The 22,883-nt window shown below is 46.1% G+C and carries 24 protein-coding genes; 18 read left to right on the forward strand and 6 right to left on the reverse strand.

The genetic code is table 11. The features are described 5' to 3' along the window. Positions 1-219 precede the first annotated feature (219 nt). The gene (locus AC3WU2_RS27310) at positions 220-1,248 is read right to left on the reverse strand and encodes an HD-GYP domain-containing protein (protein ID WP_492458100.1); all 1,029 of its coding nucleotides are present in this window, start codon (positions 1,246-1,248) and stop codon (positions 220-222) included. Between the two features lie 256 nt (positions 1,249-1,504). Here AC3WU2_RS27310 and AC3WU2_RS27315 point away from each other — a divergent pair, with 256 nt between their 5' ends. The 7 genes from AC3WU2_RS27315 to AC3WU2_RS27345 all read left to right on the forward strand — a co-directional run bounded on the left by AC3WU2_RS27315 (position 1,505) and on the right by AC3WU2_RS27345 (position 6,147). Then, on the forward strand, positions 1,505-1,813 hold the full coding sequence (locus AC3WU2_RS27315) for a LiaF transmembrane domain-containing protein (protein ID WP_018758953.1): 309 nt from the start codon (positions 1,505-1,507) through the stop codon (positions 1,811-1,813). Between the two features lie 38 nt (positions 1,814-1,851). Further along, positions 1,852-2,526, forward strand: coding sequence for a PspA/IM30 family protein (locus AC3WU2_RS27320; protein WP_379351473.1), 675 nt, complete (start codon positions 1,852-1,854; stop codon positions 2,524-2,526). A 6-nt stretch (positions 2,527-2,532) separates the two neighbouring features. Continuing rightward, the gene (locus tag AC3WU2_RS27325) at positions 2,533-2,985 is read left to right on the forward strand and encodes a PspC domain-containing protein (RefSeq protein WP_018758951.1); all 453 of its coding nucleotides are present in this window, start codon (positions 2,533-2,535) and stop codon (positions 2,983-2,985) included. A gap of 1 nt (position 2,986) precedes the next feature. After that, on the forward strand, positions 2,987-3,658 hold the full coding sequence (locus AC3WU2_RS27330; protein WP_314591261.1) for a PspA/IM30 family protein: 672 nt from the start codon (positions 2,987-2,989) through the stop codon (positions 3,656-3,658). Between the two features lie 114 nt (positions 3,659-3,772). Next, complete coding sequence (liaF, locus tag AC3WU2_RS27335) at positions 3,773-4,423, forward strand: cell wall-active antibiotics response protein LiaF (protein ID WP_492458101.1); 651 nt, start codon at positions 3,773-3,775, stop codon at positions 4,421-4,423. A gap of 19 nt (positions 4,424-4,442) precedes the next feature. Then, positions 4,443-5,519: a sensor histidine kinase gene (locus AC3WU2_RS27340; RefSeq protein ID WP_018758948.1), complete on the forward strand. Its 1,077-nt coding sequence runs from the start codon at positions 4,443-4,445 to the stop codon at positions 5,517-5,519. Further along, positions 5,503-6,147 carry a response regulator transcription factor gene (locus AC3WU2_RS27345; RefSeq protein ID WP_492458155.1) on the forward strand — a complete coding sequence of 215 codons (645 nt, stop codon included), beginning with the start codon at positions 5,503-5,505 and terminating at the stop codon, positions 6,145-6,147. Before AC3WU2_RS27340 ends, AC3WU2_RS27345 begins: the two co-directional genes overlap by 17 nt. A gap of 70 nt (positions 6,148-6,217) precedes the next feature. Here AC3WU2_RS27345 and AC3WU2_RS27350 read toward each other — a convergent pair whose 3' ends face one another. Beyond that, positions 6,218-6,637, reverse strand: coding sequence for a hypothetical protein (locus tag AC3WU2_RS27350; RefSeq protein WP_492458102.1), 420 nt, complete (start codon positions 6,635-6,637; stop codon positions 6,218-6,220). Between the two features lie 215 nt (positions 6,638-6,852). On the opposite strand from AC3WU2_RS27350, the gene AC3WU2_RS27355 reads away from it, so the two are divergent. From AC3WU2_RS27355 to ytaF, 11 genes are all read left to right on the forward strand, one after another. Further along, positions 6,853-7,635 (forward strand): YwmB family TATA-box binding protein, encoded by a 783-nt coding sequence (locus tag AC3WU2_RS27355; RefSeq protein ID WP_492458103.1) that lies wholly within the window; start codon positions 6,853-6,855, stop codon positions 7,633-7,635. A gap of 168 nt (positions 7,636-7,803) precedes the next feature. After that, positions 7,804-9,351 (forward strand): glucose-6-phosphate dehydrogenase, encoded by a 1,548-nt coding sequence (zwf, locus tag AC3WU2_RS27360; RefSeq protein ID WP_492458104.1) that lies wholly within the window; start codon positions 7,804-7,806, stop codon positions 9,349-9,351. A gap of 250 nt (positions 9,352-9,601) precedes the next feature. Beyond that, on the forward strand, positions 9,602-11,200 hold the full coding sequence (locus tag AC3WU2_RS27365) for an ABC transporter substrate-binding protein (RefSeq protein ID WP_492458105.1): 1,599 nt from the start codon (positions 9,602-9,604) through the stop codon (positions 11,198-11,200). A 56-nt stretch (positions 11,201-11,256) separates the two neighbouring features. Next, positions 11,257-12,207 (forward strand): ABC transporter permease, encoded by a 951-nt coding sequence (locus tag AC3WU2_RS27370; protein ID WP_492458106.1) that lies wholly within the window; start codon positions 11,257-11,259, stop codon positions 12,205-12,207. 8 nt (positions 12,208-12,215) lie between these two features. Further along, positions 12,216-13,061, forward strand: coding sequence for an ABC transporter permease (locus AC3WU2_RS27375; protein WP_379351481.1), 846 nt, complete (start codon positions 12,216-12,218; stop codon positions 13,059-13,061). A 32-nt stretch (positions 13,062-13,093) separates the two neighbouring features. Continuing rightward, positions 13,094-14,101 carry an ABC transporter ATP-binding protein gene (locus AC3WU2_RS27380; protein WP_492458107.1) on the forward strand — a complete coding sequence of 336 codons (1,008 nt, stop codon included), beginning with the start codon at positions 13,094-13,096 and terminating at the stop codon, positions 14,099-14,101. Further along, positions 14,098-15,075: an ABC transporter ATP-binding protein gene (locus AC3WU2_RS27385; RefSeq protein ID WP_492458108.1), complete on the forward strand. Its 978-nt coding sequence runs from the start codon at positions 14,098-14,100 to the stop codon at positions 15,073-15,075. Before AC3WU2_RS27380 ends, AC3WU2_RS27385 begins: the two co-directional genes overlap by 4 nt. Before the next feature lie 37 nt (positions 15,076-15,112). Beyond that, entirely contained in the window at positions 15,113-15,565 is a 453-nt protein-coding gene (locus AC3WU2_RS27390) for a hypothetical protein (protein ID WP_492458109.1), read from the forward strand. Positions 15,566-15,713: 148 nt separating this feature from the next. After that, entirely contained in the window at positions 15,714-17,309 is a 1,596-nt protein-coding gene (locus AC3WU2_RS27395; protein WP_492458110.1) for a peptide chain release factor 3, read from the forward strand. Between the two features lie 175 nt (positions 17,310-17,484). Further along, positions 17,485-18,522, forward strand: coding sequence for a hypothetical protein (locus AC3WU2_RS27400; RefSeq protein WP_492458112.1), 1,038 nt, complete (start codon positions 17,485-17,487; stop codon positions 18,520-18,522). A gap of 73 nt (positions 18,523-18,595) precedes the next feature. Further along, complete coding sequence (gene ytaF, locus AC3WU2_RS27405) at positions 18,596-19,198, forward strand: sporulation membrane protein YtaF (protein ID WP_492458113.1); 603 nt, start codon at positions 18,596-18,598, stop codon at positions 19,196-19,198. 11 nt (positions 19,199-19,209) lie between these two features. On the opposite strand, the gene AC3WU2_RS27410 is transcribed toward ytaF, so the two are convergent. From AC3WU2_RS27410 to sspI, 4 genes are all read right to left on the reverse strand, one after another. Beyond that, on the reverse strand, positions 19,210-20,286 hold the full coding sequence (locus AC3WU2_RS27410; protein ID WP_314591231.1) for an efflux RND transporter periplasmic adaptor subunit: 1,077 nt from the start codon (positions 20,284-20,286) through the stop codon (positions 19,210-19,212). A 33-nt stretch (positions 20,287-20,319) separates the two neighbouring features. Further along, positions 20,320-21,681, reverse strand: coding sequence for an ABC transporter permease (locus AC3WU2_RS27415; RefSeq protein ID WP_492458114.1), 1,362 nt, complete (start codon positions 21,679-21,681; stop codon positions 20,320-20,322). Then, positions 21,678-22,373 carry an ABC transporter ATP-binding protein gene (locus tag AC3WU2_RS27420; RefSeq protein WP_492458115.1) on the reverse strand — a complete coding sequence of 232 codons (696 nt, stop codon included), beginning with the start codon at positions 22,371-22,373 and terminating at the stop codon, positions 21,678-21,680. Before AC3WU2_RS27420 ends, AC3WU2_RS27415 begins: the two co-directional genes overlap by 4 nt. A gap of 239 nt (positions 22,374-22,612) precedes the next feature. Beyond that, complete coding sequence (gene sspI, locus AC3WU2_RS27425; protein WP_018758931.1) at positions 22,613-22,843, reverse strand: small acid-soluble spore protein SspI; 231 nt, start codon at positions 22,841-22,843, stop codon at positions 22,613-22,615. Positions 22,844-22,883 lie beyond the last annotated feature (40 nt).

Below are 22,883 nucleotides of genomic sequence, written 5' to 3' on the forward strand. Positions count from 1 at the left end.
GGTGTGGCGGAATTGGCAGACGCGCGCGACTCAAAATCGTGAGGGAAACCGTGGGGGTTCGAGTCCCTTCACCGGCACCACTTCTTCAAATGAAAATGAAATGATGAACACCTTAGGGATTTAATCCTTAAGGTGTTTTTGCTGTTTATACATATATTTGATCAAAAGAAAAAGACGCAGCATCGAATTGCATACGTCAGTGTCCAATTCAATTAAAACCTACGCAAGAACCTCTTCAATCTGAATCGAGCATTTACTCAAATCCACGAAAGCATCACCTACACGGACTAACGGATGAATCGGATCATGGGAATTGATCATAACAATAATCGCTCGACGACCATCCGTAAGGAGGACCTCATTTCCTACAAGCGCTTGCATTAATCGGTCTAAGAATAAGCGGACGATCTTGGCGTCCAGTTTCCCAAAAGCAAATTGATACAATTCATTCAATAATGTATAGAAGGGTGATGCATTGCGATAGACACGTTCAGAGGACATGGCATGAAATACATCGGCAACAGCGACGATGCGGGAATAGAGATCAATATTATCGCTACGAAGTCCGAGTGGATAGCCGCTGCCATCTTGACGTTCGTGATGTTGGAGGGCAACGAGCGCTTGGCGCATGGTCGTTCCAGATGTAGCTTTGATCAACTCATAGCCATCTTTCGTATGTTTTTTGACGATTTCAAATTCTTCTGGGGTGAGAGCCCCTGGTTTATTAAGTATCTCTAGAGGGATATTGATTTTGCCAACATCATGTAAGATGGCTGCCATCGTAAGATCTTGAAGTTCTTTTTCGTTTAATTGAAGCCATTTGCCTATTAACGTGGAGAGAATGGAGACAGCCACCATGTGGCGATAGGTATAGTCATCTGAAGATTTGAGCCAAGAGAGTAATGTGAACAAGTCTGTATGCTTGACGGTGTGTTGAATAATCGGAAGAATGTGTGACTTTATATCGAGTATGGGAATGGCCCGCCTATAGCTTACTCGTTCATATAAATCTTGAATAATAAGAACGCTGCGATCAATTAATTGACAGCCATCTGTTCCTTCGGACAATGTAATCTCTTCTAAATCATGAATCGAGATTGGAATGTGATGCATGGATACGATCTGCAAATGTTCTTCGGTGATGACCGTCTTCGCTGGAATGATAAGAACTCCCGAATGGTTAAAAAGATCGTGTTTTAATCGTTGACCTAATAGAATATTCGCGAATTGCGATTGAAGATTAAGCATACGATATTCCTCCCGAGCCATCTATGTACAAAGGGTTTGCATCTTCTATATATTCCCAAATTTAAATTCCTTCTATATCTTACAATGAAAATCGGAATTATACAATTGATATGAATAATTCATACGTCCCTAAGGTCTGTGATCGGACTGGACCAAGGTCTAGGATTAAAAACCGCCGGGGGTCCGTTTTGGAAAAGTCTTAAACCGCCTAAAATAAAGACATAAGCAAGAGAGAAACGAAAGGCGGTGAACGACGATGAATCGAAATAATAAAACAGGATTTGCAGCCTTGCTCATCGGACTCGGGGTTGTCATCCTACTAGGGAAGTTCGCATTTGGTTTCTTAAGCGGATTGATGGCTTACTTGGTTCCAATATTGATGATCGCCCTTGGGTATTACGGCGTAAAGAATGGTAGTCGGTATTTTGGATGGATCATCATGGTCCTCGGCGCCATTATCCTTTTCAGTAAGCTCGCTTGGATCTTCGGCTTGTTACTCGCTATAGGGTTGATAGTTGTAGGTGTATCAATGCTAAGTAACAAGCGAAACAATAGAACTTACTAATACGGCATATTAAACGAATAAGGAGGTTCGAGAGAATCATGAGTGTGATGAAAAGAGTACGTGATATTACGGCAGCAACATTGAATGACCGTTTGGAACGTTCAGAGGATCCTGTAAGATTAATCGATCAATTCCTCATGTCGACTAAACATGAAATCGTAGAATCAGAGAAATTGTATCAACAAGTGCTTATGCACGCCAACCAGCTTAAGAATCAAGTACTACAAGCGGAGAGCATGCGAGACAAACGTGAGCAGCAAGCCTTATTAGCACTCAAGGCAGACGAAGAACATGTTGCGAAGATGGCGCTTCAAGAGAAGATGATCCACGAAGAAAAAGCAGCCCAATATGGGGAGCTATATGAACAGAGCAAGAGCACGATCATTGAACTCGAAGAGCAGTTGAATTTGCTAAAGAACGAATACCAGACGGTATACGATAAACGCCAATATTATGTTGCGCGAATGGAGAATATTCGGATTCAACAACGAATGAACCAACGTACACATGCTTACGGATCGAACACGATTCCTCGCATGTTCAATCGCCTCGAAGATCGAGTATCGGACCTTGAGCTTGAGACGCGAAGTCTGCGGGATATAAAGCGAATGGGCCAAGATATGATGTACCAGGCAGGTACTCAAATCCAAGGTGTCTTAGATCGAGAACTCGATCGTCTGAAGCAAAAGCTGGAGAATGATAGAAAGGAGTAACAAAGGATGAATAAGCTGTATCGTTCGATTTATGACAAAAAAGTATCGGGACTATGCGGTGGGATTGCGCAGTACATGAATATCGATTCAACGTTCATACGCTTAGCGCTCATTATCGTAACTGTCTGTACTGGTGGAACTGCGTTGTTCGTCTATATTGTCGCTAGCTTGGTTGTTCCAAAGGAACCGATGGATCCCTTGAATCCTTATCATCAAGGACCTAGGTATGGTAGTGGAACGAATTACGGCCAAGGACCAACATATGGTTCAGGACCTTCCTATACATCAGGCGGTTATTCAGACATGAACAAGTATGGCGCACCAAAGACAAACACTACATCATCTACAACATCTTCATCGTTCGACTCTATGATGGAGGATATCGAGAAGAAAGCAATGCAAAAAGAATTAGAACAATTACGCGCCAAAGTTGCGCAATTCGAGAAGGGAGATAAGTAAAATGGGAGTATTTAAAAGAATTAAGGACATGACAAAGGCATCGGTACATGAATTGTTGGATAAGGTTGAAGATCCGGTGGTAATGCTAAACCAGTATCTTCGTGATATGGAAAGTGAAATTCATGAAGCAGAGGTTACTGTAGCGAAACAAATGGCTAACGAGCGTCGCGTGAAGCAACGTCTTGAAGAATCCATCCGACTAAGCGGTGAGCGTGAGCGTCAAGCAGAGCATGCACTTCGTAATGGTCAAGAGGAAGTTGCTCGTAAATTGCTCGAAGAGAAATTGTACCACGACCAAAAAATAACTGAATATACGGATTTGCATACGCAATCCAGCGAACAAGCAAAAGATTTGATGCAGCAGCTTCATGAGATGAAGGATGAGTTCTACAAACTGCGCAATAAGCGTAATGAGCTTGCATCCCGTGCTCAAATGGCGAAAGCGAAGAAACAAATGGCTACGATCAGCAGCTTGCATACGATCGAAGGCGGTAGCGCATCTCGCGGATTCCACCGCATGGAAGAGAAAATCATGCAATTGGAAGCAGAAGCTGATGTTATGCGCGTACCAGGCGGTGTAGCAGGACGCTATCAAGCCCCTGTAGATCCAAGCAAAGAACTTATGGTTGATGAGCAGCTTCAAGCACTTAAGAACAAACTGAATCAAAATTAGTATTTCGTAATAATGTCGAATTGTGATATGCTATGAAAGGTTAAGCCATACAGCGCAAGATTTGCGTTGTCATGGCTTTTCCATCCTTATACCATCAAGAGAGGAGGGCGGCACATGCAAAGCAAAAATCGCAATATCGCATTTATTATGATCGGTATAGGTCTATTTATGTTATTGGGCGATTGGATTAGCTTCTTGACGATTGCCGCACTCATTCTATTTTTCATAGGCTTAGATCAAATTCGTAAACGAGGAAATACACGAAGGGGCTATATGCTCTTTGTCATTGGCGGCATTCTATTGCTGCTGGATCATTTTACACTTTTACTCGGAATAATCTTAATCTCACTCGGTCTATTCTATGCAAAATCGAAGAAAGAGCAGCGAGATGAACGATATATACAGAAGCAGAATCTAATGAGCAGCTTGAAATGGGATCGCGAGCCATGGGTATTGCGGAATATGAGCCTCTGGCATGTCGTGGGAGAAGTGAATTTTGATCTATCACTTGCCATTATGGAGGAGAAGGAGTGCACGGTCGTACTTCAAGGTGCGCTAGGGGATATTGATGTCTCAATCCCAGACGATATTGGGCTCGAGCTTGAAGCGAATGTTGTTTTGGGACAGATTAATTTCAACCATGAGAAGGAAGCAGGATTCATGAATAAACGGGTGTGGAAGTCACCGCATTATGATTTGTGTGATCAAAAAGTAAAACTCGTCATTTCCTATATCGTAGGAGATATTGATATTCGAATTAATTAACAGGAAGGGGATCGGTGCCATGGAAACGACCAAAACGACCAATATGGTTATACGGAGTATGGGCCAGACGATCCTCTTCTCCATGTTGTTATTCGGAGCGTCGATCTATTTCTTACAGTCCTACGGCTATATGAAACCGCTCACGACATGGCTGCAGGGCGTCTGGATTAGTCTTACGGGTGTATCGATATCTATTGGGCTTGGAGCCATATTCGGGTTCTATCAGAGTTACCATGTGCGTAGAAGGTTGGAGACGCTTAGAGATTCTGTTCTTCAGATGGAGAAAGGAAATTTATCTCGCCCGCTGCCGGATCTAGGTGAAGACGAAGTAGGTCGACTGGCAGAGCAGTTAGGTCGGATGAGTAAGAAATGGGAAGAGCAAGTGAGCTCGCTGCAACGACTATCGACGAACAACGCGCAGTTGGCAGAAAAGGCTCGTTTTACTGCTATTATTGAAGAGCGGCAGCGGCTTGCAAGGGAGCTTCATGATGCCGTGAGTCAGCAGTTGTTCGCGATCTCGATGACAGCAACCGCAGTAGGCAGAACCCTCGAGAAAGAAGATTTTGACAGAGCACTCCGGCAAGTGAACTTGATTGAAGAAATGGCTTCTGTTGCCCAATCAGAGATGCGAGCGCTGCTGCTTCATTTGAGGCCTGTACACTTGGAGGGTAAGCCGCTTGCTGAAGGTCTCAGAGAGCTCCTGCACGAGATGAAAGCGAAAGTTCCTATGGAGATTATCTACGAGGTGGATGAGGACATTGCCTTAATGAAGGGGATTGAGAATCATCTATTCCGGATTGTACAGGAGGCTTTATCGAATACATTAAGGCATTCGAAGGCAACGAAGATGGAGATCAAGTTGCATCAACGTCAGGATGGGGTGCGCCTGTTATTGCGAGATAACGGGATTGGGTTTGAGCTTGATGTGAAGAAGCAGACCTCTTATGGGTTATCAACGATGCAGGAACGCGTGAATGAAATTGGTGGATCATTGCAGTTAATTACTGCGCCAGGCAAAGGGACTAGAATAGAGATTCGTATTCCGGTATTAAACGAGGAAAGTGGATGGGGTGAAGGGATTGGAGACGCCGATTAAAGTATTGCTCGTGGATGATCATGAAATGGTTCGTATCGGTCTTGCCGCAGTTCTAGGTACAGAGGATGGGATCGAAGTTGTTGGTGAAGCTAGCAATGGAATCGAAGGTATCCGTCTTGCCCAAGAATACCGACCAAATGTCGTATTGATGGATTTGGTGATGGAAGGCATGGATGGAATCGAGACAACACGTAAGCTGCTTGAATTGTACCCAGAATGCAAGGTTATTGTGCTTACGAGCTTCTTGGATGATGAGAAGATGTATCCGGTGATTGAAGCGGGGGCATTCAGCTATCTCTTGAAAACTTCCCGTGCGACCGAGATTGCAGAGGCGATACGAGCGGCAGCTCGAGGCCAATCCGTACTGGAGTCCCAGGTTGCATCGAAGATGATGAATCGTCTTCGTCAACCGAAGCAGCATGCTGCTGCACACGAAGATTTAACAGAGCGAGAGATGGATGTGCTTCGTCTCCTCGCCGAAGGCAAGTCGAATCAAGATATTGCAGACGCGCTGTTCATTGGAATCAAGACTGTGAAATTTCATGTCACGAATATTCTGGCGAAGCTCGGTGTGGACGATCGCACACAAGCCGCCATTTATGCGTATAAGAATGGTTTAGCCGAATAATAGTTGAGTAACAAACAGGAAGAACCCGAATTGCTGCGGTCGTGAGCGATTCCGGGTTCTTCTGCGTTTTTTATAGCACAAGCAGGAAAAGAAAGGAGATGAGTGCAAGGTCGATTTCGAAAAATCTGCGGCGATTGTCATGGTTAGGGATGAAGCTTGAAGTTTTGGCGATACGGCATGGGCTTTTTTTGTGGTGCTTGTGTTTTTTATGCTTGTGGGGTTTGTGTTCGGAGTGATGTTTCTTGCCCTTCTTATGATGTTTCTTATGTTTCTTATGATGCTCTTCTTCATGCTTAGGACCTTCATGATGATGTTCATGGGACGGCGGGCTAAAAGGCGATTCATCTTCATCATCAAACAGTACGATCTTGCCATTCCTGCAGCCTGCGACCCGACCGATAAAACGCTCTCCATGGCTTGTCACGACACATACCATTCGACCTGTTATACGACCAATGCTCTCTTCATTGACAGGGTAAACCGGAATCATAAGGTTCGACACCTCCTATAATTAACGATCCGTTTCATGTGAATACGGCATTTGTCTGTGGTTCACAATAATCTATTCAGACGGGGATAAACGTGTATGGTTACTTACCTAGCAGTGAAGTGCCTATTTTTGCATGAGGCGTATAAGGGAGAGGTGGAACGGATATCCTATTTACTAGATTCATAGAATCGAAGACGTGAATGGGGGAACTGGTGATGATGCGGAAATGGATGGTAGGCTGTATGTGCTTGTGTCTCGTGTGGCTAAGTGCCACAATGCTAACCGGATTCAAGCAGCGCGATGGAGTCTCCACGGCAGAACACCGCCTCGCACAGCTATGGAAATTAAGTGAATCGATGCAAGCGCAGCCGACGCGCTGGGTTGTGAAAATCAATGGCGAGATGGAATTCATGGATGGTAGCAAGTCTTTAAAGGGTCAGGTAGAGGCGTGGAGCGAAGGACTTCTTGCCGGGAAAAAAATCGAACTACAAACGAAGAATGGAAAGGTCATCGTGAGCGCAAGCTGGCAAGTAAATGGTTCGCGTGTGAACTGGATGGCTGTTCAACGTGAAGCGAACCGATTCTTCTGGGTCTATCAGATTGAAGCAAAACGGGTGGATTCTACACAATCCGAGAAGCAATTATATTCAGAAGTACAGGCGACACAAGCAAAATTCGTACGTCAATTGAATGACTTGGGTTTGGATTATAACTGGAATGGTACTGTGCAAGGCGAGAAAGAACGACAAGCGAAGGGTTCAGCACAAGTAACCGTAGAACAACTGGAGCAAGTAATTGCGAAGGAAGTCAAACTCATTCAAATGGAAAAATATACAGACAATGGCACCTATAGTGCATCTTATTCAGCCCCTGAGTTGGGCCAAGGTATCGTAAGTGGTAAGCATGAGCTGCATCTTCAGATGGCTGTTCATCAAATCAGCGGCACAGATCAAGAGCGGGTGTCTATCGGTCTTCCCCTTATAACAACGGAATATTAGGCAATACATGCAAAAAAAATTATGTAGGAATGTGCAAAAATTTGGTCTTCTGAGAATAGCAACAACGAGATGGTTGTGATAAAATGGCATAAGATACAGATGTGAAACACTTGGATGATGGGAGTCAATTTTTTGTATAAAAATACATAAGGAAGAGAATGAGGAGCCATGAACGAAATAGAGAATAACCTAACGAGTTTAGCATCTGGCGCTGTCTTTTTTATTTTTGGAGCGACAGGAGATTTGGCACGTCGCAAGTTGTATCCAGCTATCTATAGCTTATATCGTGAAGGCAAGCTAGGCGAGCGTTTTGCGGTAATCGGTGTTGCTCGTCGTCCACGCACGAATGATCAATTCCGTGAGGATATTATTCAATCCATTAAGGAGTTCTGCCGCTACAAGCCAGAAGCCAATACAGATTGGAATGACTTTGTTAGACATTTTGAATATAAATCACTAGATATTAATAATGTTGATGGTTTCCGGGAGCTCGATCAACAGACGCGTGTGCTCGAACAAGAGTTCAATATCGAAGGCAATCGTCTATTCTATCTTGCACTTGCGCCGGAGCTGTTCAGCGGTGTATCACAGAATTTGCGGAAGGGCGGTATGCTTGAATCCCAAGGCTGGCATCGTCTTGTGATCGAGAAGCCATTCGGTTATGATCTGAAATCGGCGGAAGAGCTGAATAAGCAGATTAACGAAGTGTTCCGTGAAGAGGAGATTTACCGGATTGATCACTACCTTGGCAAAGAGATGGTTCAGAACATCGAAGTCATTCGATTCGCGAACTCCTTCTTCGAGCCGTTATGGAATAACAAACATATTGCGAACATTCAGATCACACTTGGCGAGACGGTTGGTGTCGAAGAGCGCGGTGGATACTATGATCATGCGGGTGCACTGCGTGATATGGGACAGAATCATATGCTGCAGCTGCTCACGATGATCGCAATGGAGCCGCCTAGCCGGTTAGTTGCGGAGGATATTCGCGATGAGAAGGTGAAAGTGCTTCGCTCTCTACGTGCATATACGTCGAAGGAAGAAGTGGAAGCGAATGTCGTTCGCGGACAATATACGAGCGGATCGTTGAAAGGCAAGGCATTGCCAGGTTATCGCGAAGAGGAATCCGTCAATCCGGAGTCCAATACCGAGACCTATTTCGCTGCCAAAGTATTCGTCGATAATTTCCGCTGGGCAGGTGTGCCGTTCTATATTCGTACAGGCAAGCGTCTACCGGTGAAGACGACAGAAGTGGTGGTCGAATTCAAACGGATGCCTACGAATGTCTACCTCGGACAGAAGCATAACTTAGAGCCGAACTTGCTCGTCATTCGGGTGAATCCAATGGAAGGCATCTATGTGAAGATCAATGCGAAGAGACCGGGATCGGAATCCGATATTCAACCGCTTGCGATGGATTTCTGCCAGAGCTGCTTGGTCGGCATTAACTCGCCTGAAGCTTATGAGCGCCTAATCTTCGATGCTGCGCGTGGTGATTCTACGTATTTCACACGCTGGGACGAAGTGTCCTCCGCTTGGGCATTCGTTGATCGCATTGCCGAAGCATGGGCAGCGAACCCATCTGCTATCGAACATTACCCAGCTGGTTCATGGGGGCCTGAGAAGGTGGATGAGCTTCTTGCCAAAGACGGCTTCCACTGGTGGCCTGTTAATGGGCAAGATGAGGACGAAGTGATCTGGAAAAATTCATAAAAGACAGCCCACTGAAAATGACGGGAATTGAAGCGGCTCCGGCATGTGCACTTCTCATTGGACAATAGGATCATCGTTGGAAGGGAGGCGCTCTGATGTTATCAGAGTGCCTTTTTTTTCGTGTGGTATTAGGGTGATTTTAATTCCTACCTGTAAACTCGGAAAAAATAGTTGCTTTATGAAAAGATACTGGTATACTAGTTTTAACCAAAGACAATATTCGACATGATGTTACAGGGGGTAAACGAATATGAAGCGTAGAAATATGTGGACTGCTGCGATAATGGCACTTGTGATTCTAACCATGAGTGCATGCGGTAGTGCTTCAAGCGACAAAAAGGCAGAAGATCAAGGATCAACGGCACCTGCCGGGACAGCAAAAAATGGGGGCAGCCTCGTCATTGCCGTTCAGGATGATCCTAAAGTATTGAACCCAATTTATGCGGGAGATCGTGTTACATTAACGATTGACCAAGCGTTGTATGCACCACTATTCAACGTTAATGGAGACAAGAAGACGTTCGTACTTGCAGAGAGCTTGACGCCATCTGCAGATAACTTGACATACACGTTGAAACTGCGTGAAGGTCTAACTTGGCACGACGGACAGCCATTGACGGCTGACGATATTATTTTCACGATGAACAGTATTCTTGATGAGAAACAGCATAGCTTCTTCCGTGGTTCATTCGTCTATGACGGCAAGCCGTTAACGATGAAGAAAGTGGACGACCGTACGGTGGACTTCGTTCTTCCGAAAGTATCCGCAGCATTCGAAGGCATGCTCGTTCAAATCTTCCCAATTCCTAAACACATCTTCGAAGGGGAAGCGGATATCGAGAAAAGTCCAAAGAACAGCAACCCGGTCGGTTCTGGTCCATTCAAATTTAAAGAATACCGTGCAGGGGAATATGTAACATTAGAGCGCTTCGACAAGTATGTTGGCGGCGCACCGAAATTGGATTCCGTCACATACCGTGTAGCGAAAGATCCGAATGCTGCGAATCTTGCCCTTCAGAACGGCGAAATTCAAATGCGTATGATTGACACACAAGATGTAAATACACTTAAGAATACAGGCAATTTCAACATCCTAACTTACCTAGAAGGCCGCTTGTCCTACATGGTATTTAACTTGAATGTGGATGTTATGAAGAAGAAGGAAGTACGTCAGGCGATTGCTTATGCGCTCGATAAGAACGAAATGATTACAGCAGCTTACACATCCGGTGAGTATGCAGAACCAGCAGCTTCAATCCTTACGCCAGACACGTTATATCAGACCAATGATGTTGAGAAGTATGACCACAACTTGGATAAGGCCAAAGAATTGCTCGCGCAAGCAGGCGTATCGAATTTGAAATTGAAACTTGCTTATACGAACTCGAACAAACCGCAAACGAGCTTAGCACTATATGTTCAACAAAAGTTGAAAGAAGTCGGTATCGAAGTGGAATTGATGCCGCTTGATATTACGGCTTTCGGTAACAAATCCTTGGATATGAACAACAAAGAGTATGATCTCTCCTTCGGTGGTTATATCATGGGCTTTGAGCCAGATGCTTACCGTACGCTCTACATGAGTAATGAAGCTTATAACTATTCACATTATAAAAATACAGACTTCGATAAATTATGGGATCAAGCAGCAGTACAGACCGATACAGCAAAACGCGGCGAATTGTACAAACAAATTCAACAAACCGTTGCGAATGAAATGACGGTCTTCCCGATTGCTTATACAAAAGGTGTAGTAGCACTCGACAAACGCTATGGCGGTGTGGAGGAAGCGGTAACGAAACCGGTTGTTATGCTTGAGGATCTATCGAAATTGTATGTAACTAAATAGAACATTTCACGGGCACTCGGCGGCAACGCCGAGTGTTCAGTTCGGAGGGGACACCTTTGAAAAAAAACATCTTGCAACGGGTTCTACAATCGATCCCGTTGCTTTGGTTTATCTCCGTCGTGTCATTCGCATTAATTAAGCTCGCACCGGGGGATCCGGTGAATTCATTCGTCACACCGAATATGAGCGCGGAAGACGTCGAGAGAATTCGGCATAGTCTGGGCCTGGATCAGCCGGTCATTATGCAATACTTCATCTGGCTAAAGAATGTGCTGCAAGGCAACTTCGGATATTCCTTAACGAATCATCGTCCGGTGTTGGAATTGATTCTAGAGCGTCTGCCTGCGACAATTGGCTTGATGGGTTCAGCATTATTCCTTTCACTGATTATTGCTATTCCACTTAGTATCATCGCGGCATCCCGTAAAAATCGGCTGCTCGATCGCGGCATTAGCATGATTTCGTACATCGGGATCTCGATTCCAAGCTTCTGGTTCGGGATCATGTTGATTTATATTTTCGCCGTGAAATTGCACTGGCTGCCAAGTATGGGGATGCGTACGATTGGCGTGGATTCCTTCTGGGATATTGTGAAGCATGGTATTCTGCCGTGTGCGGTCCTAACGTTTATCAATGTATCGATGTATTCAAGATATATTCGCTCCCAAGCGATCAGTCAGCTAGAAGAAGATTATGTTCAAATCCAATATGCCTATGGTGCAACCAAGCGCAGTGTTCTCTGGCGTCATGTCCTGAAGAATGTGCTGCTCCCGATTATTACAATCCTGGGGATGTCCTTCGCAGATCTGATTGCAGGAGCGTTCATTACAGAGACGGTATTCTCTTGGCCGGGCATGGGTTCCCTCGGGATCTCTTCGGTATTCGGCCTGGATTACCCCGTGATTATGGGGATTACGATGTTCTCATCGTTTATGCTCGTGATTGGAAACTTGGTGGCGGACATCTTATATAGTGTCGTTGATCCGCGTATCAAGACGATGAGGTGATTAGACAGATGAATCGAATGAGATGGCGTAATGTAAAAGCACAATTCAAAGAGCAAAAGACGGGCATCGTAGCCCTTATTATTCTTACTATTTTCATCATCGGGGCCGTGTTCGCGTTCTTGTCCCCTTACGATCCGAACAAACTTGTCCCGACAGAGCGGTTGCTACCGCCAAGTGCGACGCATTGGTTCGGAACGGATGACTACGGACGGGATTACTTTGCGAGGGCATTATACGGGGGACGTGTATCTTTAAGTGTCGGATTTTTGGCGATGGCCATTGCCGTCGTTGTAGGGACAGCCGTAGGCGCGGTCAGTGGTTATTTTGGCGGGTTCATTGATAACCTGTTAATGCGTATGGTTGATGTCCTGATGTCTATTCCGTCGTTCTTCTTAATGCTTATTCTCAATGCTTATTTGAAACCAAGTATTCCGACGATTATCATTATTATCGGGCTGCTCAGCTGGATGAGTATTGCGCGGATTGTCCGCGCGGAGACACTATCGGTGAAGGAGCGGGAATATGTGATGTATGCACGTGTATCGGGTCAGAGCACGCTGCGGATCATTACGAAACATATTGTACCGAGCATTCTGCCGACCATTATTGTATCGGCGTCCATTAATATCGCGTCCGCGATTTTGATGGAATCGTCACTCAGCTTCTTAGGTCTTGGTGTTCAGCAACCAAACTCTTCATGGGGTAGCATGCTGAACAATGCGCAAGGCTTTATCGGGGAAGCGCCGTATATGGCGATATTCCCAGGGCTTTTTATTCTATTAACAGTGCTTTCATTTAATTTTCTCGGGGATGTATTCCGCGTCGCATTCGAACCGAAGGTGAATCGGCGTTAACCCGTGAATTATGACTTAACGGAGTGAGACGTATGACAGAATTATTATCCGTGCAAAATTTAAAAACGTCTTTTATGACGCGTGATGGTGAGGTCGAGTCGGTCCGCGGGGTTAGCTTTGACGTGCAGCAAGGCGAGGTTATTGGCATCGTTGGCGAGTCAGGCAGTGGGAAGAGTATTACTGCGAAATCCATCTTAGGGCTAATCCAGCCTCCTGGTGTCATTAAGGATGGTAAGGTTCTATTTCACGGCCAAGATCTACGCCAAATGTCGGAACCTCAGCTGCGTCAAATTCGCGGGAACAGAATCGCGATGATCTTCCAAGATCCGATGACTTCGCTCAATCCGGTGAAGCGAGTTGGATCGCAGATGATTGAAGTGATTCGTCGGCATCAGAAATTAAGTAAGGCAGATAGCCGTAAACGTGCGATTGAGTTGTTGAGGGAAGTAGGAATTCCTTCGCCAGAGCAGCGGATTGATCAATATCCGCATGAATTCAGCGGCGGGATGCGTCAGCGCGTTATGATTGCGATGGCTTTATCTTGTAAGCCTGAGCTTCTCATTGCCGATGAGCCAACGACGGCACTCGACGTGACGATTCAAGCGCAGATTCTTACGCTCATGAAGCAGCTGCGAGATAACACGAAGACTTCGATCCTACTGATTACACACGATTTGGGCGTCGTTGCTCAAGTATGTACCCGCGTCATCGTCATGTACGGCGGCATGATTATGGAGGAAGGCACGGTTGAGGATATTTTCGAACGTCCAAGCCATCCTTACACGCAAGGCTTACTGCGTTCGATTCCGCGCGTAAAGGAAGGGCAGCGTGAGCGCCTGGCGTCCATTGAAGGGACGCCGCCGAACTTGCTTCATCCGCCTTCAGGTTGCCCATTCATGGAACGTTGCCCGCATGCGATGGACAAATGCCGTGAGATGCCGCCTTATTTCGTACCAGAAGAAGGGCATCGTTCACTCTGCTGGTTGCTCTCAGATGACATGAAGCATGGTGCTAAGGGTCGAGGGGAGGAAGTACAATGACTAAGAAGGACGATGTATTGCTCGATGTTCGAAATCTGAAAAAATATTTCCCAATGGGTTCCGGGGGTTTCGGACGTGATAAGAAGGTACTTAAGGCCGTTGATAATATCAGCTTTCATATCAACCGAGGCGAAACATTTGGACTTGTCGGCGAATCCGGTTGTGGGAAATCAACAACAGGCCGAAGCATCGTACGTCTTCATGAGGTGACAGACGGTGAGATTTGGTTCGACGGCAAAGATGTCGCGAAGATGAAGGAGAAGGAGCTTAAGCCATTCCGCAAGCGGATGCAGGCGATTTTCCAAGATCCCTATTCTTCACTGAACCCAAGCATGAACGTCTCGCAAATCATTAATGAACCGATGGAGATTCACGGGTTCGGCAGCCGCCAGGATCGTCAGGAGCGTGTGCTCGAGCTTCTCAATAAGGTAGGGCTTAAATCTGAATATATTGATCGGTACCCGCATGAGTTTAGTGGTGGGCAGAGACAACGGATCAGTATCGCAAGGGCTCTGTCCGTCAATCCGGAATTCATCCTATGTGATGAGCCGATCTCGGCGCTAGACGTGTCTGTACAAGCGCAAGTGGTAAATATGCTGGAGGATTTACAGGGTGAATTCGGTCTGACGTACCTATTCATTGCCCACGACCTATCGATGGTTCGACATATCTCGAATCGGATCGGGGTGATGTATTTGGGTAAGCTGGTTGAACTGGCACCGAGTGATGAGCTCTACACCCATCCGGCACACCCATATACACAAGCGCTGCTATCAGCCATTCCGGTACCCGATCCAAAGGCTGCTGCGATGCCGTCCGAATTGCTCAAGGGCGATTTGCCGAGTCCGCTGAATGACATGCAGGGTTGCAAGTTCGCTTCCCGGTGCCCGTTCGCGACAGATCACTGCCGTGCAGAAGAGCCGGAATGGAAAGAAATATCGCCAGGTCATTATACAGCCTGTCATTTATACTAAGTGAAACTTGGAATTATGGGGAAGGGATGTGCTGGCTATGAGCAATATCGTAAGAATCTCGCAGAATACGGCGATTATGATGGAGCGGGCGCGCCGCTTCGGTATAACCGATGATGTGCTGCTTAACGTGGTTCATACAGGTGATTTATCACCGCTTAAAGTCGCTGAGGAAGAGTATTACAGCTATGATGATTTTCTCTCTTATGCAGAGGAGAATGGCGAGCCTCTAGAGCAAGCGATTCGCGAAGGCTACAAGATTACTTTCAATACGAATAACGGGTTGAAAATCTGGCTCTTCGAGCGTTTCGGTGTTGAAGCGGGGCGTGACTTCACGGCGAGTGAAGGACGTGTAGATCAGCTTCGTCTATCTTCAGTGAATGTTGAAGCTTTAAAATCAGCCCTAGCTGCCAATTGGGTCGTTATCGAACATGAACGTCAAGGTGAGGATCAAGTCATTTCGGTTGTTATTCGTGCATTGGCAGCCCAATAAGAGATATATTGAGACGCTTTCCTGCCGTGAGGTAGAGGAAGGCGTCTTTTTCATGAAATGGGTGCTATCGCTTCCAATTCGAATACATTTTCACGCTTCAATATGTTACAATATAAGTTATGATTTTGTAGATGAAGGGACATGGGGCATGAGCAAAACATTAGCCGAAGAATTACAGATTGAAGTCAATAAACGACGCACGTTCGCAATCATTTCTCACCCGGATGCTGGTAAAACGACATTGACGGAGAAATTGCTCTTATTCGGGGGCGCGATTCGCGAAGCGGGATCGGTAAAAGCGCGTAAGGCAAGCAAGCATGCAACATCGGACTGGATGGAGATCGAGAAGCAGCGTGGTATCTCGGTAACGTCCTCTGTGATGCAATTTGATTATAAAGGTCATCGGATTAACATTCTGGATACGCCAGGTCACCAAGACTTCAGTGAAGATACGTACCGTACGCTGACAGCTGCGGATAGCGCAGTCATGTTGATTGACGTCGCCAAAGGGGTCGAGGCTCAGACCGTGAAATTGTTCCAAGTCTGCGCGAAGCGTGGGATTCCAATCTTCACGTTCATTAACAAATTGGACCGTGAAGGCCGCAGCCCATTCGAACTGATGGAAGAGCTGGAGGAAGTGCTTGGCATTCGTTCGGTACCGATGAACTGGCCAATCGGCACAGGCCGTGACTTATGCGGCGTCTATGATCGTGTCCATAACCAAGTGGAATTGTTCCAAGGAAATGATCATTCCGAAATTCAAGTTCGCAAGGTGGATAGCTACGAGGATCCAGTCATTCGTGAGATGGCGGGCGAATTCTTGCATGATCAATTGTGTCAGGAGCTCGAGCTGTTAGATGTTGCGGGTGATCCGTTCGATCTCGAGAAAGTCAAACGCGGTGAATTAACACCTGTATTCTTCGGAAGCGCGATTAATAACTTCGGGGTGCAGACATTCCTCGAGAACTTCTTGGAGCTTGCACCGAAGCCAACAGCACGTAACAGTACGGCTGGTTCAATCGATCCGCTCGAGAATGAGAAGTTCACAGGATATGTTTTCAAAATTCAAGCGAACATGAACCCGGCTCACCGTGACCGTATTGCTTTCTTGCGTATCTGCTCTGGGAAGTTCCAACGCGGCATGAGCGTACGCCATGTACGTGCGGGTAAGGACATTAAGCTGTCGCAACCGCAGCAATTCCTTGCACAAGACCGGGATATTGTTGAATATGCATATCCAGGGGATATTATTGGTTTATTCGATCCAGGTATATTCCGTATTGGAGATTCGTTAAGTCAGAGCAGTGAGGTTGTATTCGATGAGCTGCCGACGTTCTCGCCGGAGATCTTCGCGAAAGTAACGGTGAAGAACGCATTGAAGCATAAGCAATATCAAAAAGGTGTTGACCAGCTGACAGAAGAAGGTACGATTCAGGTCTTCCAATCGGCTAGCGGCTTCGATGAGACGATCCTAGGCGTCGTCGGACAACTCCAATTCGAGGTATTCGAATACCGGATGAAGGGCGAGTATGGCGTCGATGTGCAATTGCAGCGTATGTCATATCAATTTGCTCGTTGGATTGTCGATGAGGAGAATAAAATCGATTCAGGCAAGTTCCGTATTAATTCACAGCTCGTGACGGATAAGAAGGGCAATTATGTTGTCCTCTTCGAGAATGAATACGCGATGCGGACGGCAATGGACAAGAATCCAACGGCAAAATTCCTTGAAACAGCACCGTAACAAAACATTCATCAAAACTTAAGGTTATCGATCAGCTTTGGCTATCGATAACCTTATTTTTTTATGATAAACTGTATCATATTACCAATTCGTGAAAGCGCATCCAAGGAAAGAGGGTGAGGCGAAAAAAGCGCAGCAGCAGGTACTATGGATTGCAGCTAAGGAGGGAATTACTATGTATCGGTTACTCATCGTAAACGATGAGCCTGAGGAACAGGATAGGTTAGAGGAGCTCATTACTCGGCGGTTGCCAGGGATATTCCAGCTCCTTCGAGTAGAAAACGAAGAGATAATGATACGGTGTATCGAGCAGAGGGGAATCGATATCCTGTTGTTGAATGATACAGATGTTGATCGCTCTTGTGCGATGAAGCAGCTCGCCCCTCAATGCAGGATATTATACGCTTTCCGGGACGCTCGGGATTCGGATGAAGACTTACTAAATGCACTTCGCAGACAGGTACAGGATTTAGATCTGGAGCAATGGAAGCGGTTAGAGCTCCGTATGGCTTCGAAGCCTACAACAACGTTAATCTCGATTACTGAGAATTTATTGGCCATTTCACTTATGATGGAGGCGATGCAGGATACCAAGTTCCGGCAGCTTACAGAAATTCTCAATCTTCAATGGAATACAGGGTATGCAATGATGATTGCTTTCCCCCAGATTGAGGGGATTAGCCCGACGGAGAATCATATGCGCTTATCTAGATATTATGATGCTGTGAATCAATTTGCGAAGCAGCTAGCTCCATGTGTATCTAGCCCTATGATGAATCGATATATGACGGTTTTCTTCATCACTGAAGATGATCAGACCTCGCTAGGTGAAGCTGCATTATTACGTGCTGAACGCCTCTATAAGCTCTTGGATTACATGTATGGAACGAATGTAACGGTTGGGATCGGTACGATCAGACCTGTGCTCGAGCTGCGTCAATCGTACCGTCAAGCTGCGATTTCTGCAGCATATGGTGAAGCGCACGCGGTTCCTATGGCAACGATCGAGGATGTACAGCGTAGTGCGGCAAGAAGGAATACGGCGTGGCTGAAGCGGGATACGTCGATTGAATTTCAGTTGCGTCCGGAGTTAGGCGCTATGGCGAATGAGCTTGAGGAACAGCAACGGCAAGCGCTTATCAAGCTGATGGAGCAGATCGATCCTCATGCTAATGTAGTGGCTCCTTCGACGGACACAATCCAATTTGGATAATAGATATCGGTTTCTGTCACATCTTCTTACAATGGGCATAGAGTAGGAGGGGATATAGAAGAGGTGATTGAATATGCATTGGATATCTGTGATTATGTTTGCAGTTGCTTCCAATTTGGATAATTTGGGGATTGGTTTGTCTTTTGGAATGAAAAGAACTCGAATTCCTTGGCTACCGAATATTCTGATTGCATGTATCACAATGATCGGTACTTATTTCTCGATGCGGATGGGTGAATGGCTGGTCCAATTCATCTCAAGCGACATGGCGAATTTGTCAGGAGCGCTTGTTATTATTCTTATCGGGATTTGGACGCTATGGGGAAGTATACGGTCCTCAGACTCCAAGGAGGAGCTTGAAGCTCCTACCTTATCTGAGGTACTGCGCAATCCGATCCATGCGGATCAGGATCATAATCAAGTGATTTCATGGAAAGAATCTCTAGCACTTGGCCTAGCGCTTACGCTGAATAATATTGCTACCGGCATTGGCGCCGGCGCAACAGGAATATCAGCGCTCTGGACGACGGTAATCACTGGTATACTCTCTATATTATTCATCGGCGTAGGCTCCAACGTCGGCAGGAGAATGGCTAGAACATGGTTCGGGCGTTACTCCAATGTGTTAGCAGGCATCCTGTTGTGCCTTATCGGTTTGTATGAAATATTAATATAATTCCGGTTCATCTACTGCAATACAACCGTGTCTTTCTCCTTCAATCCTTCAACGACTTCCGTCTTATCCGGCGTTTCAAGGCCAATTTTGATATACTTCTTCTCCAGACCATTTCCTGATTTGAGCATAACGTAATATTGATCTTTCTCACGTTGTACAGCAATTGTCGGAATGACCAATACATCCGGTTTATTTGCAACCTCTATGGATCCCGTTAAGCTGAGACCCGCGATGAGGTTTTCATTTTTGGACAGGCTGATATTCACTTGGAACTGTGCGGATTGGGAGGCATTCTGCTCGGTGCCTGTTTTCGCGAATTTCGATACGCTAACGACCTTCCCGGTAAGCGTAACGTTCTTGAGCGCATTGATTTTTACTTTGACAGGCATGCCTTCTTTGATCTGAAAGACATCTTGTTCGCCGACATAGCTCACGAGCTGAAGCTTATCTAAGTCGACAATTTTACCGATTCGGTCATTCTCACGCACCGACTTCGGAATCGCATTCGCATCATCGAACAGGAAGATCCCGGAAGCTGGCGTCTTGAAATCCGATTGCTGCAGCTTCTTGCGCTTCGAATCCAGCTCTGTCTTGCTGATCTGGTCATTCACTTGGTTCAGCTCATTCATAATTTTGTTCTTCTCACGTTCCACGAACCCACGCTTTGCGTCCGCCTCAGATAGGCTTAACGTGGCTTCTGTATCCGCAACATTGGCCTGAAGGTCACTAAGTCTGGCTTCAAGAGCAGATTTCTGAAGCTGCGCTTCGAGCTGCGCAATCTCATTATGTATCTTCGTACGATCAAGGGAAAATAACGTCGCTCCTTGCTTGATCTGCATGCCGTCCTTGACATTCCATTTGAGGATGGAAGCGTCATAAGGAGCATAAATGACCGTCTCATTGAGGTAGGAGGACTTGCCTTTTACATCAATGGTCTTGGATAAGTTCTCTTTGGTAACTTCAAATTGCAAGGCCGAGTCCAGCCCATCGGCAACAACAGGCGGTTTCGGCGAGCTGAGGCTGTAGAGACCGAAGCTAATCCCAATAATGATTAAGGCCGTGATCCCAAGCCATATTTTCTTTTTCATGATCGATGTCACTCTCCTGTAATAGTTCGTGTTCTAGTCTCGTTTGATGGCTGTTAGAGCATCCGTTCTCGATGCGCTGATCGCTGGGTAAATGCCAGATAGTATGCCGGTCAGGACGGCGAAGAAAATGCCAACGCCAAGAATCCAGGTGGAAATAAAGAGGATGCTCTGGTCTCCGCCCTCGGTTGCCATGAGGAGTGCATTAATCCCCCAGACGACCCAATAGGAAAATAGAATGCCGAACACACCGCCGACAAGTCCGAGGAGTGCCGATTCTACGATGAACATGTTGCGGATTTGCGCGAGGTTCGCACCAAGCACCTTCATAATCCCGATCTGTCTTCTTCGTTGATAGGTTGACATGGTCATGGCAACAACAATCGATATGGATGCAATGAACAAGACGAATAACCCGACCCCAAGTGCAACAGTACGAACGATGGCGAATTGTTCTGCGAGTCGATCCTGCTGATGTAAATTGTTCTGAGGTGTTAACCTTAGTTTCTTGATCGTTTTGTCTAATGTCTCGACATTCTTGATGTCATCGACTTTGACGACAGCTTTGTTGAATTCTGCGCTTAGCTCTGGAGAAAGTTCGGTGCCAGGTCGCGCAGCTTTCATTAAGTCGGTAATTTGATCAGCTAGTGCATGGGAGATATAAGCATCCTTCATCCAGGAGACTTGATTATCCGATACACCAGATGGTTTGGCTAGCACGCCAACAACTCGGAGCGGGATTTCTACGATTTTGGGATTGTTCAGATCTTGGGTGACGTCGACTTTCAGCTTCAACTGCTTCTGGTAGAGTGGTGTCACGATTTTATCCATTTCTCGGAATTGCTCCCAGAGGGCTTCATCATTCGGGTTGGCCCGGATTTGCTTGTCCCTTGCCTCCATCGCTTCTTGATCCATAAGCCCCATCATCGCGCCATAACTGAGCACGACGGTATTCTCTTGCTCCGAGATGCCGCCTTGCTTGAATTTGTTATCGAACGCTTCGAGCGATTCCAAATTGGTCGCAGTCAGCTCTAGACGTCCTTCCTTGGTCTCATCGACACTGAATCCGAAGTTTCCAATACTTTTGTAGGTTCCTACGGCCTTGACATGAGGAAGCTGCGCAATAATATCGAGCTTCTGTTTCGTAATGACGCCACGGTCTGAATCGGATGAACTGCTATCTTGAGAGGTGTTAGCTTCATTCGTTATCGTAATCTCATCAATTTTGAGAAAAGAATTGACTTGTTCCTGCGCGTATTGCTGTGCGGACTCGCCTAAGGATAAGGCAACGATAATAGCAGCGGAACCGATGGCGATTCCGATGGTACACATGGCCGTAACGACTTTGCGCCGTTTGAGCTGGTCCCAACCAATGTTCAAATAATCGCGTATTCTCATGTGGCCTGACCTCCCGTCTCAACCGTCTGGTCGATCAAATAGCCATCCCGCAATTGAATGATCCTTTTCGTACGATCAGCAACTTCCTTCTCGTGAGTGACGATGACGAAGGTCAGCTGAAGCGATTGGTTCAATTCAACGAGTAGATCGATAATTTCATTCTCTGTCTTTGTATCCAAGTTCCCTGTAGGTTCATCTGCGAACACAATGGAAGGCATCGTAATAAGCGATCGCGCGATACTGACACGCTGCTGCTGTCCACCGGAGAGCTGAGAAGGGAACATCTCGGTCTTTTCTTTGAGTCCAACCTTCTCGAGCAGGGATATAGCTCTCTCTTTACGGCTGCTAGGCTTGACCCCTTGGAATACAAGAGGAAGCTCCACATTCTCGCGTACGGTCATGTGCGAGATTAATTCATAGGCCTGAAAAATAAAGCCAATGTTCGTACGCCGAAATTCGGCCAGTTTATTTTCGCTCATCTTCTCAATGGCTTGATCCGCAATCAAGATCGTTCCTTCTGTCGGTTTCATCAGACCTGCCATCAAGTTGAGCAGCGTGGATTTACCAGAACCGGAACTGCCGAGCAGTGCGACGATCTCGCCCTTATGTATTGTGAAATTAATGTCTCTGAGGACTGGGGTGTCTTCGCTCCCGTTGCGAAAGACGTGGGATAAATGTTCTACACGCAGCAAGATGCAGCCTCCTTTCTAGTATGGTGCTATGGAATTAGACGAAGAATCTATCAACTTCCCCTTCATCGCCATAAAGGCAGCTCAAAAAGAAGTCACCTTTCTGAACCCTATTTTATGTAAATACTATACTAGAACGTATCAGAAGGCTTTTCGTTTCTCTTTTCTACGAAATTTGTTGCATAGAAATGTGATGAAAATGTGAAAAACCTTTCCCAATATAGGGAAAGGTTCGCGATTATTTACGAGTGAGCGGGGGCGTCGGTGGAGAGCTTCTCTTGCAGCGCATGGATAAGCTCATGATGTGTCTTGTCATCAACCTGTTTCCAGATCAACTCGAACAACACGCCAAGCCCGGGAAGCGCCTTTTCGTCATAATCGATTGAATCCTCAATCATGTCGGCAATCTCGGCATCGGTCTTATTCTGTACTTTACGGAGAATAGCTTGTCGCAAATCCAGTTGTATACCCATGTACTTGCACCTCCAGAGTGGATTCTTGTGTACTATGCCC

Source organism: Paenibacillus sp. EB106-05-06-XG162 (genome assembly GCF_058791655.1).